Source organism: Streptomyces akebiae, from assembly GCF_019599145.1.
Lineage (GTDB): Bacteria > Actinomycetota > Actinomycetes > Streptomycetales > Streptomycetaceae > Streptomyces > Streptomyces akebiae.
On the sequence record NZ_CP080647.1, the window covers coordinates 4,113,211 to 4,124,886 of the forward strand.

At 72.6% G+C, this 11,676-nt stretch carries 11 protein-coding genes; 3 read left to right on the plus strand and 8 right to left on the minus strand.

The annotated features are described in order from the left end of the window. Positions 1 to 3 precede the first annotated feature (3 nt). The 8 genes from K1J60_RS17570 to K1J60_RS17605 are packed head-to-tail and all read right to left on the minus strand — an operon-like array spanning position 4 to position 7,304. The gene (locus tag K1J60_RS17570; RefSeq protein ID WP_220647022.1) at positions 4 to 2,010 is read right to left on the minus strand and encodes an NADH-quinone oxidoreductase subunit 5 family protein; all 2,007 of its coding nucleotides are present in this window, start codon (positions 2,008 to 2,010) and stop codon (positions 4 to 6) included. Continuing rightward, positions 2,007 to 2,423, minus strand: coding sequence for an NADH-quinone oxidoreductase subunit NuoK (gene nuoK, locus K1J60_RS17575; RefSeq protein ID WP_220647023.1), 417 nt, complete (start codon positions 2,421 to 2,423; stop codon positions 2,007 to 2,009). Before nuoK ends, K1J60_RS17570 begins: the two co-directional genes overlap by 4 nt. Beyond that, positions 2,423 to 3,190 (minus strand): NADH-quinone oxidoreductase subunit J family protein, encoded by a 768-nt coding sequence (locus tag K1J60_RS17580; RefSeq protein ID WP_259407768.1) that lies wholly within the window; start codon positions 3,188 to 3,190, stop codon positions 2,423 to 2,425. Before K1J60_RS17580 ends, nuoK begins: the two co-directional genes overlap by 1 nt. After that, positions 3,187 to 3,747, minus strand: a complete 561-nt coding sequence (locus K1J60_RS17585; RefSeq protein WP_220647024.1) for a NuoI/complex I 23 kDa subunit family protein — start codon at positions 3,745 to 3,747, stop codon at positions 3,187 to 3,189. The genes K1J60_RS17580 and K1J60_RS17585 overlap by 4 nt, the downstream gene beginning before the upstream one ends. Before the next feature lie 2 nt (positions 3,748 to 3,749). Next, a complete protein-coding gene (locus K1J60_RS17590; RefSeq protein WP_220647025.1) occupies positions 3,750 to 4,718 on the minus strand; it encodes a complex I subunit 1/NuoH family protein in 969 nt (322 codons plus the stop codon). Then, positions 4,715 to 6,259, minus strand: coding sequence for an NADH-quinone oxidoreductase subunit C (locus tag K1J60_RS17595; protein ID WP_220647026.1), 1,545 nt, complete (start codon positions 6,257 to 6,259; stop codon positions 4,715 to 4,717). The genes K1J60_RS17590 and K1J60_RS17595 overlap by 4 nt, the downstream gene beginning before the upstream one ends. Continuing rightward, positions 6,256 to 6,894, minus strand: coding sequence for an NADH-quinone oxidoreductase subunit B (locus K1J60_RS17600; RefSeq protein ID WP_220647027.1), 639 nt, complete (start codon positions 6,892 to 6,894; stop codon positions 6,256 to 6,258). Before K1J60_RS17600 ends, K1J60_RS17595 begins: the two co-directional genes overlap by 4 nt. Further along, positions 6,885 to 7,304, minus strand: coding sequence for an NADH-quinone oxidoreductase subunit A (locus K1J60_RS17605; protein WP_220647028.1), 420 nt, complete (start codon positions 7,302 to 7,304; stop codon positions 6,885 to 6,887). Before K1J60_RS17605 ends, K1J60_RS17600 begins: the two co-directional genes overlap by 10 nt. A 265-nt stretch (positions 7,305 to 7,569) precedes the next feature. On the opposite strand from K1J60_RS17605, the gene K1J60_RS17610 reads away from it, so the two are divergent. From K1J60_RS17610 to K1J60_RS17620, 3 genes are all read left to right on the plus strand, one after another. After that, on the plus strand, positions 7,570 to 8,796 hold the full coding sequence (locus K1J60_RS17610) for a sensor histidine kinase (protein ID WP_220647029.1): 1,227 nt from the start codon (positions 7,570 to 7,572) through the stop codon (positions 8,794 to 8,796). A gap of 289 nt (positions 8,797 to 9,085) precedes the next feature. Further along, positions 9,086 to 10,417 (plus strand): sensor histidine kinase, encoded by a 1,332-nt coding sequence (locus tag K1J60_RS17615; RefSeq protein WP_220647030.1) that lies wholly within the window; start codon positions 9,086 to 9,088, stop codon positions 10,415 to 10,417. Positions 10,418 to 10,784: 367 nt separating this feature from the next. After that, positions 10,785 to 11,444, plus strand: a complete 660-nt coding sequence (locus K1J60_RS17620) for a response regulator transcription factor (protein WP_317619754.1) — start codon at positions 10,785 to 10,787, stop codon at positions 11,442 to 11,444. Positions 11,445 to 11,676 lie beyond the last annotated feature (232 nt).

Sequence of the window (11,676 nt, forward strand, 5' to 3'; positions counted from 1 at the left end):
TGCTCACGCTCCCGTGGCGACGACGAGGGCGGCGACCACCAGGACGACGGTGCCGGCGAGCAGCGCGCTCACATAGGTCTGGACGTTGCCGGTCTGGGCCTTGCGTACGGCCGCGCCCAGCAGGCGGGGCAGGGCGCCCGCGCCGCTCACGTAGGTGTCGACGACCTCGCGGTCGAGGAACCGGACGAGACTCGCGCCGGCCCGGACCGGGCGGACGAAGAGCACCGAGTAGACGGCGTCCAGGTGGAAGCCGGCGGCGGCGTGGCGGTGCAGCGGGCCGAGCAGGAGGCGGCCCGGGTCCGCCGGGTCGGGTGCCGAGGCGACGTCCCCGTAGGCGGGGGTGTGGCTGGCGATGGCCTCCGCCTCGACGGTGGCGGCGTCCGCGTCGGGGTGGGCCGCGACGGCGCCCAGCGGTGGGTGGGCCACGGCCGTGGTGTACCGCCAGGCCGCGTACGTCACGAGGGCGCCGATCAGGGCGGCGCCGGTGCCGAGGACGGACGTGGTGAGGGTGGGGGCCAGGTCGTCGCCGTCGAACCAGTCGGGGAGCCTGCCGTAGGCGAGGCCGCCGAGGGCGAGGGAGGGGACGGCGAGCACCCACAGGACGACCGTCATGGTGAGCGGCTGCCGGCCGTGGTCGGGGGCCTCGGTGCCCTGGCCGCGGAAGGCGAGCAGCCACAGGCGGGCGGCGTACGCGGCGGTGAGCAGGGCCGTGAGGACGCCGGCGACCAGGACGGTCCAGCCGGCGGCGGCCGGGACGTGCTCGACGGGGCCGGTGAGGGTGTGGCCGGTGGCGGCGTGCTCGGCGGCTCCGAGGACGGACTCCTTGGAGAAGAAGCCGCTGAAGGGCGGGATCGCCGCGAGGGCGAGCAGCGCCACGGTCATCGTCCAGAAGGCGTCGGGGACGCGGGCGCGCAGATGGCTCATGCGGGACATGGCGGCCAGGGAGTTGGTGCCGGACGCGTGGATGATCACGCCGGCCGCGAGGAACAACAGGGCCTTGAAGGCGCCGTGCGAGAGGAGGTGGAAGACGGCCGCGCCGCGGTCGCCGACGGCGAGGGCGCCGGTCATGTAGCCGAGCTGGCCGATCGTCGAGTAGGCGAGGACGCGCTTGATGTCGTCCTGGGCGAGGGCGGCGAGCCCCGACCCCGCCATGGTGAGCGCGGCCATGACGGCGAGGACGACCAGGGCCGCCGAGGAGGCGGCGAAGACCGGGAGGAGACGGGCGACGAAGTAGACACCGGCGGCGACCATCGTCGCGGCGTGGATCAGCGCGGAGACCGGCGTGGGGCCCGCCATCGCGTCGGGGAGCCAGGTGTGGAGGGGGAACTGGGCCGACTTGCCGGCGACTCCGGCGAGGAGCAGGAGGGCGACGAGGGTGGGGTGGTCGAGGCCGCCGTCGGCGACGGTGGCGAGGATCCGCGTGATGCGGAACGACCCGGCGTCCGTGGCGAGGGCGAAGAGACCGATCAGGAAGGGGACGTCGCCGAGCTTGGTGACCAGGAAGGCCTTCAGGGAGGCGGCGCGGGCCTCCGAGGTCTCCCAGTAGTGGCCGACCAGGAAGTACGAGCAGATGCCCATGATCTCCCAGCCGACCAGGAGCACCATCAGGTCGCCGGAGTAGACGACGAGGAGCATCGCGGAGGTGAAGAGGGAGACGAGGGCGGCGTAGGAGGGGTAGCGCGGGTCGTCGCGGAGGTAGCCGGTCGAGTAGATCTGCACACAGGTGGCGACCAGGCCGACCAGGACGGCCGCAAGGGCGGCGAAACCGTCGATGTGCAGGGCGAGGTCGATCGGGACCGAGCCGGTCGGGGTGAGCTGCGTGGCCGCGTCGACGGGCTTGTCACCGCCCTGGCGTACGGCGACCAGGACGGCCAGGGCGAAGGCCGTCAGGGTGGGCAGTACGGCGAGGGGGCGGACGAAGCCGGGGGCGGTGCGGCCGAGGAGCAGGCCGGCGGCGGCGCCGAGGAACGGGAGGAGGGGGACGAGGACGGCGAGGGTGGTCGTGGTCACGCGGTGGCCTCAGCCTTCTCGCTCCGCTCGGGGTGGCCGGGCAGGCCGTGCTTCCGGGTGCCGTCGGGGTCGGGGGTGCCGTCCGGGTCGTCGGGGTGCTCGGCGGTGTCGCGGAGCTTGTCGATGTCCGCGGTGCCTCGGTTGCGGTGGACCGCGAGGACGATCGCCAGGCCGATGCCGATCTCGGCGGCGGCGATGGTGATGGTGAAGAGCGTCAGGGCCTGCCCGGAGTGCAGGGTCTCCTCGGCGGTCCTGCTGAGCCAGACGTCGAAGGCGACGAGGTTGAGGTTGACCGCGTTGAGCATCAGTTCGACGGACATCAGGACGAGGATCGCGTTGCGGCGGGCGAGGACGCCGTACAGGCCCGTGCAGAAGAGGAGGGCGGAGAGCACGACGGGATAGGCGAGGTGCATCAGCGGGCGCCTCCCTTGGCTGACTCGGGGCCTGTGGGGTCGGTGGGTGTCGTGGGGGCGGCGGGTGCCTTCGGCTTGGTGGTGGCTGTCGGCTCGGTGGTGGCTGTCGGCTCGGTAGGCGTGGTCGGCTCGGTGGAGGTGGTCGGCTCGGTGGGGGCTTTCGGGATCTTCGGGGTCTCGGGAGCCTTGTCCGTGGGGGGCGTGTCCGCCTTCGCCTTGCGGGAGAGGACGATCGCGCCGACCAGGGCGGCCAGCAGGAGGACCGAGAGGGCCTCGAAGGGGAGGACCCAGTTCTGGAAGAGGCTCTCGCCGGTGGCCTCGGTGGAGCCGGCGGCCGGGCCGTCCAGGTCGATCCAGGTGGTGCGGAAGGCGTCGACGACGACCCAGACGAGGGCGGCGGCCGACGCGACGGCCACCGTGAGGGCGGCCCACCGGTTGCCGGAGTCGGCGTCCGGGGAGCGGCCGATGGGGGCCTTGGTGAGCATCAGTCCGAAGAGGAGGAGGACGACGACGGAACCGACGTAGATGAGGACCTGCACCCAGGCGATGAACTCGGCGGTGAGCAGGAGGTACTCGACGGCGAGTCCGCCGAGCGCCACCACCAGCCACAGGGCGGCGTGCACGAGTTGCCGGGTGGTGACGGTGACGAGCGCGGCGCCGAAGGTGACGAGGCCGACGAGGACGAAGGCGATCTCGACCCCCGTCGGGGACAGGAAGCCCTGCGGTGCCTGGGCGAGGAGGCTCTGCGGTGCCCGGGTGAGGGTCATGTGGCTTCTCCCTCGGTGTCGGCCGGCTCGGCCTGGGCGGCCGCGAGCTTCTCGGCTGTCTTGCGGGCGGCGGCCACTTCCTTGGGTTCCTCGGCGGCCGGGTCGAGGGCCGGTGGCGAGGGGACGGTCCACATCCACTCGCGGAGCTTGTCGCGCTCGTGGGTGAGTTCGTGGATGTCGGTCTCCGCGTACTCGAACTCCGGGGACCAGAAGAGGGCGTCGAAGGGGCAGACCTCGATGCAGATACCGCAGTACATGCAGAGGGAGAAGTCGATGGCGAAACGGTCCAGGACGTTGCGGCTGCGCTCGCGGCCGCCGGGGGCGGCGGGCGGGACCGTCTCCTTGTGGGAGTCGATGTAGATGCACCAGTCCGGGCACTCACGGGCGCACAGCATGCAGACCGTGCAGTTCTCCTCGAAGAGCCCGATGACACCACGGGTGCGGGGCGGAAGCTCCGGCTGGACGTCCGGGTACTGCTCGGTGACGGTCTTGCGCGTCATCGTGCGGAGGGTGACGGCCAGGCCCTTGGCGAGGCCACGACCGGGGATGGGGGCCATGGTTACCGGATCACCACCTTGACGATGCCGGTGAGGGCGATCTGGGCGAGGGAGAGGGGGACGAGGAGGGTCCAGGAGAGCTTCTGGAGCTGGTCCTCGCGCAGGCGGGGGTAGGTCACGCGGAGCCAGATGACGACGAAGGCGAGGACGGCGGTCTTCAGGAGGGTCCAGACCCAGCCGAGGCCCTCGGCGCCCCACGGGCCGTGCCAGCCACCGAGGAAGAGGACGGTGGTCAGACCGCACAGGACGACGATGCCGGCGTACTCGGCGAGGAGGAACAGGGCGAAGCGGAGGCCGGTGTACTCGGTGTAGGCGCCGAAGATGATCTCCGAGTCGGCGACGGGCATGTCGAAGGGCGGGCGCTGGAGTTCGGCGAGGCCGGCGACGAAGAAGACGATCGCGCCGACGATCTGCCAGGGCAGCCACCACCACTCGAAGGCGTCGACGATGCCGACGAGGGAGACCGTGCCGGCCGCCATCGCCACGGAGGCCGCCGTGAGCAGCATCGGGAGTTCGTAGGCGAGCAGCTGGGCGGCGGTGCGCAGGCCGCCGAGGAGGGAGAACTTGTTGGCGGAGGCCCAGCCGGCCATCAGTGAGCCGAGGACGCCCACGCCCATCACGGCGAGGACGAAGAAGACGCCCGCGTCGATGACCTCGCCGACGGCGCCCTCGCCCGGGCCGATCGGGATGGCGAGGAGGACGAGGAGGTAGGGGAGGAGGGCGACGGCCGGGGCGAGTTGGAAGACCCGGCGGTCCGCGCCGGCCGGGACGACGTCTTCCTTCTGGGCGAACTTGACGCCGTCCGCGACGAGTTGGGCCCAGCCGTGGAAGCCGCCGGCGTACATGGGGCCGAGGCGGCCCTGCATGTGGGCCATCACCTTGTGTTCGGTCTGGCCGATGATCAAGGGGAAGGTCAGGAAGACGACGAAGACGATGAGGAGTCGCAGGGCGACGTCCAGAGCGTCGTTCACTGCGTGCCTCCTGTGGGGGGTTCGGGGTCGGGCTCGGCGGGGGTGGGCTCGGCGGGCGTTCCGTCGTGGTCGGGGTCGCTGGGCGGCGCGGGCTGCGGCGCGGGCTCGGCCTTCGGCTCCGCACCCGCCTCCGGCACGGTCTTCGGCTCGGGGGACGGCGCGGGCGTCGGCTCCGCACCTGACTTCCGCTCGGGCTTCGGCCCGGCCTCCGGCTCGGGCTCGGCCTTCGGCTCGGGCTCGGCCTTCGGCTCCGGCTCCCCTCCGGACTGCGCGGGCGCGGACTGCGGCTCCGGCCCCTGCCCGGACTGCGGCTCCGGCCCCTGCCCGGACTGCGGCTCCGGCGCCGGCTCCCGCCCGGCCTCGGGCTTCGGCTGCGTCTCCGGCCCTGCTCCCGCACTCGCCTCGGGCTCCGCCGTGGGAGCGTCGAAAGCCGGGCGGGCGTGGTGCCAGGGGGCGTCCGGGCTGCCCGAGGTGCGGCGTGGCTGGGGCGAGGGGGCGGGGGTGGCGCGCTGGCTCGTCGAGCCCTCCGACGCGGTGCGGGCGCGGCGAGGGCGCGTGGGACTGTCCGGCGCGGCGGAGGTCGCGCCGGCCGCCGACTGGCTCGCCGAACCCTCCGCCGCCGAACGAACCCGACGCGGCGGCGTGGGCGCAGACCCGGCCGAGGCATCCGAAGCCGGCCCGGCCGCCGACTGGCTCGCCGAACCCTCCGCCGCCGAACGAGCCCGACGCGGCGGCGTGGGCGCAGACCCGGCCGAGGCATCCGAAGCCGGCCCGGCCGCCGACTGGCTCGCCGAACCCTCCGCCGCCGAACGAACCCGGCGCGGCGGCGTAGGCGGAGAGTCGGCCGGGGCTTCCGAAGCCGGCCCGGAGGCAGGCTGGCTCGCTGAGCCTGATGTTGCCGAGCGGGTGCGGCGGGCCGGGCGGTCGGCGGTCGCGCCTCGAGTGGGGCGGGCCGGGGCCGGGGGGAGCTGGCCCTTGAGGGGGCCCCACTCGTTGGGGTCGGGGACGCCGGGAGGGAGCATCTGGCGGCGCCTGGGGCCACCGTGGGCCGCACCTGCCGCGGACTCCCCCGGCTCCTTCGCCCCGGGCCAGGCCTTGGCCACCCGGGCGGCCAGGACGAAGTCCTTGCGCAGGGGGTGGCCCTCGAAGTTCTCCGGGAGGAGGAGGTGGTCCAGGGCGGGGTGGCCCTCGAAGCGGACGCCGAACATTTCGTGCGTCTCGCGTTCGTGCCAGGCCGCGCCGGCGTAGATGTCGACGGCGGTCGGCAGGAGCGGGGAGGAGTGGGGGACCGTGGTGCGCAGCAGGAGGCGCCGGACCGGGGCCAGGGCCACCACGTGGGCCGCGACGCGGAAGCCCGTGCCCGGCTCGTCCACCGCGCTCAGCCAGTCGAAGTACGTGCAGCCCAGGGTGGAACGGGCCGTGCGCAGCGCCTCGGTCCAGGATGCGGGCGGGACGTCCACGGTGAGGACGTCGTAGGACTCCTCGGCCGTGGCCTCGGGTCCGAAGAGCTCCTCGACGGAGGTGGGCAGCCAGCCGGTCACTTGTCCCCCGCTTGCGCCTCGGTCGTCGTCGGTGGCTTCACCAGCGCGCTCTGCAGTGCCGCCGTCGACGGGCGGGGGGCGGTGCCGTAGCGCTCGCCCAGGGATTCCCTGGCGATCTTCTCCTGCAGCTTCAGGATGCCCTGGAGGAGGGCCTCGGGGCGGGGCGGGCAGCCGGGGACGTAGACGTCGACCGGGATGATCTGGTCGACGCCCTTGGTGACGGAGTAGGAGTCCCAGTAGGGGCCGCCGCAGTTCGAGCAGGCGCCGAAGGAGATGACGTACTTCGGCTCGGGCATCTGCTCGTACAGGCGCTTCACGGCCGGGGCCATCTTGTCCGTCACCGTGCCCGAGACGACCATGAGGTCCGCCTGTCGCGGGCCGGGGGCGAACGGGATGACGCCGAGACGGATGAAGTCGTGGCGGGCCATGGACGCGGCGATGAACTCGATCGCGCAGCAGGCGAGGCCGAAGTTGAAGACCCAGAGCGAGTAGCGGCGGCCCCAGTTCAGGATCACCTTCATCGGCTCGGGGGCGAGGCGGGCGAGGGCGCCCAGCCGTTTGGGCTCCGGGAGGAGGACGGGCTGCGAGGCCGGGGCGCCCGGCTCCGGCGCGTTCGTTTCTGGCGTCACGTCCATGTCAGGACGCCCTTCCTGTATGCGTAGAGCAGGCCCACGGCGAGGAATCCGAGGAAGACGAACATCTCGACGAGGGTGGTCGCGCCGTAGCCGGGGTCGGCGAAGACCGTCGCCCAGGGGAAGAGGAAGATCGAGTCGATGGCGAAGATGACGTAGAGGAAGGCGTAGACGTAGTAGCGGACCTGGGTGTGGGCCCAGCCCTCGCCGACGGGGTCGACGCCGCACTCGTACGTCAGGAGCTTCTCCCGGGTGGGGACCTCGGGGCGCAGCAGGCGTCCCGCGCCGAAGGCGACGGCGACGAAGAGCACGCCCACGGCGGCGAGCAGTCCGACCACCGAGTAGGACTGGAAGTAGTCCGCCGCTACGGCGACGCTCGGTTCTGCCGCTACGGCGACGGTCGGTTCCGGCACGTCCGTCCCTCGCTCCCTGGCCTGGCGATACGTACGTACGGGATGCGGACGCCATACGTACGTCGCTGTTCGACGATCTGTACGCACGGGAGTCTAGGCCCTGCTAAAGAGAGCGTAAGCAGCCCGTCACAGGTCGGCATGCCCGAGTGCCGCCGTGATCGGGTCGGGAGGGGGCGGGAATGGAACGGGGTGGGGTTTTCCCCAGGGCGGCCGGGGCGGTCCGCCTCATGGCGCGGGGCTGGAGCGGGCGGGCAGGCTGGTGGGCATGACCGAACCCCTCTCCTCCCCGACCGGCTCCGGACGGCCGTACGGTCGTCCGCTGCCCTCCAGTCGCACGCCTTCCGATCCGCTGCCGCCCGCGCGGTTCGCGTTCGGGGGGCAGACCTGGCGGGAGATCGCGCATCTGCTGGCGAATCTGCCGGTCGCGCTGCTCGGGTTCGTGTACGTGACGACGGTGCTGTTCACCAGCGCGTTCCTGACGTTGACGGTGATCGGTTTTCCGCTGCTCGCCGCCGCGCTGATGGGCGCCAGGCAGCTGGGGCGGCTGGAGCGGATGCGGGCGCGGGCGTTGCTGCGGGTGCGGGTGGACGAGCCGAGTCCGCTGCCGTTCCGTGGGAGCGGGCGGCGGGCCGACGAGGGCTTCATCGCGCAGGCGTGGATGAGCGTGAAGGATCCGGTCGGCTGGCGTTCGATGCTGTACGAGCTGATCCGGATGCCGTGGGCCGTCGCGACGTTCGTCATCACTCTGACGGGGCTGTTCGTGGCGTGGCCGGTGCTGCCGTACATCGTGCGGGGGCTGACGAACGTGGACCGGGTGATGGTGCGGTCGCTGTTGTCGCCGTCCGACGAACTGGAGCGGCGGATCGCCGAGTTGGAGTCCGACCGGGGGGTCGTCGTCGATACGGCCGCGGCCGATCTGCGGCGGATCGAGCGGGATCTGCACGACGGGGCGCAGGCCCGGCTGGTGAATCTGGCGATGGGGCTCGGGCTCGCGAAGGAGAAGTTGCTGGAGGATCCCGACGCGGCCGCCACGATGGTGGAGGAGGCGCACGGCGAGGTGAAACTGGCGCTGCAGGAGCTGCGGGACCTGGCGCGGGGGATCCATCCGGCGGTGCTGACCGACCGGGGCCTCGACGCGGCGCTGTCGGCGGTCGCCTCGCGTTGTACGGCGCCGGTGAAGGTGACCGTGGATCTGGCCACGCGGCCCGCCGCGGCGATCGAGGGCATCGCGTACTTCACGGTCTCCGAGCTGCTGCAGAACGTCAGCAAGCACAGTGGGGCGAGGGCCGCGTCGGTGGATGTGTGGCGGTCCGACGACCGGCTGCTGATCCAGGTGTGGGACGACGGGCGTGGGGGTGCGCGACTCGACGGGGGGAGCGGGATCGCCGGGCTGGCGGAACGGCTCGACGCGGTCGACGGGTTGTTCGTGATCGAGTCGCCGGTCGGCGGGCCCACGACGGTGACCGCGGAGTTGCCTTGGCGGGGGCGGTAGGTCCGACTGCCGGGGTGTGAGGGGCGCCTACTCGTCGTGGGTGCCCCTTCGGCGTGTGCGGGTGCGGGTCCGGTGGGGCTTCTGGTGGAGTTCCCCGCGCCCCTGAAAAGCGACGCAGGGGCTGCGCCCCCGCTTCGTTTTCCGGCCCGCGGTTCCGGGGCCCGGGGCCCGGGGTGGGGAAAACCCCCCTACCGAGACGCCGACCCGCTCCATGGTTCCGGCGGGCGGTGGCGAGGAGGGTGGGAGTACGACATCGGGAGTGCGGGATCTGCGGAGGCGGGAGACGGTGATGGCCACGGAGTACGGGGACGGGTACGGGAGTTGGGGCGAGGAGCGGCGGCGTCGGGTGCCGGCCGGGTTGCGGGCACCGTTCGAGGCGCGCAGCTGGCGGGAGTTCGGGTACGTGCTGCTGGGGCTGCCGATCGGGATCCTGCTCTTCACGTACGCCGTGACGATGGTGTCGGTCGGTGCCGGGCTGCTGATCACGTTTCTCGGGGTGCCGGTGCTGGCGGCGGGGCTGGCCGGGTGCCGGGGGTTCGGCGCGCTGGAGCGGGCGCGGGCGCGGGCGCTGCTCGGGGTGGAGGTGGCCGCGCCGGAGCCGCTGCGGACGAGGGGGCGCGGGGCGATGGCGTGGATGGGCGCCGTACTGCGCAGCGGGTCGTCGTGGCGGCAGTTGCTGTACGCGGTCGCGCAGTTCCCGTGGTCGGTGTTCTCGTTCGTGGTGGCGGTGACCTTCTGGACGTACGGGTGGGCGCTGCTGACGTATCCGCTGTGGTTCTGGGTGTTCCCCGTGTGGGCCGGGCAGGACGGGTTGCAGCTGTACGGGGACGAGACGCACTCGGTGTATCTGGACAACCCGTTCGAGGTGACCGTGACCGCGCTGGTGGGGCTGCTCTTCACGATGGCCACGCCGTGGATCGTGCGGGGTCTGACCATGGTCGACCGGGGCATGGTGGTCACGCTGCTGGGGCCGTCACGGCTGGGGGCGCGGGTCGTGGAGCTGGAGTCGGACCGTGGGGTCGTGGTCGACACGGCGGCGGCCGATCTGCGGCGGATCGAGCGGGATCTGCACGACGGGGCGCAGGCCCGGCTGGTGGCGCTGGCGATGGATCTGGGGATGGCGAAGGAGAAGCTGGCGGAGGACCCGCGGGCGGCGGCGGTGATGGTCGACTCGGCCCACGGGGAGGTCAAGACGGCGCTGCGGGAGCTGCGGGATCTGGCGCGGGGGATCCATCCGGCGGTGCTGACCGACCGGGGCCTCGACGCGGCGCTGTCGGCTGTCGCCTCGCGGTGCGTGGTGCCGGTGGTGGTGGAGGTGGACCTGCCGGCGCGGCCGGTGCCGGCGATCGAGGGCATCGCGTACTTCACCGTGTCCGAGCTGCTGCAGAACGTCAGCAAGCACGCCGGGGCCTCGCGGGCGACCGTGGACGTCTGGAGGGTCGAGAACCGGCTGATGCTCCAGGTCATGGACGACGGCGTCGGCGGCGCCGACGCGGGGAACGGTTCGGGGCTGGCGGGGCTCGCCGAGCGGATCGGCGCGGTCGACGGCATCCTGGTCGTCGACTCGCCGACCGGCGGCCCGACCCGGGTGACGGCGGAGCTGCCCTGGCGGGCGGCCTGAGCGAGGCCCTGCGGGCGGCCCGAACGGGGGGCGCCTTCGCTGTGGGTGCCTTGTCTGCACAGGCGGGTGCGGGTGCGGGTGCGCTGTGGTTGCTCGCGCGGTTCCCCGCGCCCCTTCGGGGCGCGGGTGCAGGGCCCGGGGTTGAGTCTCGGTGAGCGCGTCCAGGGGTTGCCGCCCCCTGGGCGCGCTCGTGTGTTTCCCGCTGTGCGCAGGCGTCGGTGACGGCGGTATTCGGCCGGTTCGGGGGGTGTTCCCGCCCCTGTTCCTCCCCTGTTTCCCCGTCGGTGCGGGAACGCTCCCGGATGCTGGAATGCTGGGGGCTGTCGCAGTGCGGGGTGCAGTGGGGGGATCAGGCGTGGAGGACAAGGTGCGGGTGGTCATCGCCGAGGATTCGGTGCTGTTGCGAGAGGGGCTGACGCGCCTGCTGACCGACCGGGGGCACGATGTCGTCGCGGGGGTCGGGGACGGGAACGCCCTGATCAAGACGATCACCGAGTTCGCGGCACAGGGGGACCTCCCCGACGTGGTCGTCGCGGATGTGCGGATGCCGCCGACCCACACCGACGAGGGCGTGCGGGCCGCCGTACAGCTGCGGAAGGCGCATCCGGAGCTGGGCGTGCTCGTGCTGTCGCAGTACGTGGAGGAGCGGTACGCCACCGAGTTGCTCGCGGGGTCCAGTCGTGGCGTCGGGTACCTGCTGAAGGACCGGGTGGCCGAGGTTCGGGAGTTCGTCGACGCCGTGGTGCGGGTGGCGCGGGGCGGTACGGCGCTGGACCCGGAGGTGGTCGCGCAGTTGCTCGGGCGGAGCCGGAAGCAGGACGTGCTCGCGGGGCTCACCCCTCGGGAGCGTGAGGTGCTGGGGCTGATGGCGGAGGGGCGGACCAACTCGGCGATCGCCCGGCAGCTGGTCGTCAGCGACGGGGCCGTCGAGAAGCACGTCAGCAATATCTTCCTGAAGCTCGGGCTGTCCCCGAGCGACGGGGACCACCGCCGGGTTCTGGCAGTGCTCACCTATCTGAATTCATGATTATCTGACACCGTGTCAGGCAGGCTCCCGATTCCCTCCCCATCACTCCCCATCCGTCTCCCCATCCGTCTCCCCATCCGTCTCCGCGTCCGCCTCGCCGTTCGTCTCCCCGTCCGCCTCGCCATCCGGTCTCCGGGTGGACAAGTCGAGCCGTCCTCCAGCCTCGCCGACGTAGGGTTGTCTTGGTGGGAGGGCCGGCGGGACGGCCGTTCCCGGACAGCCGCCTCAAGGG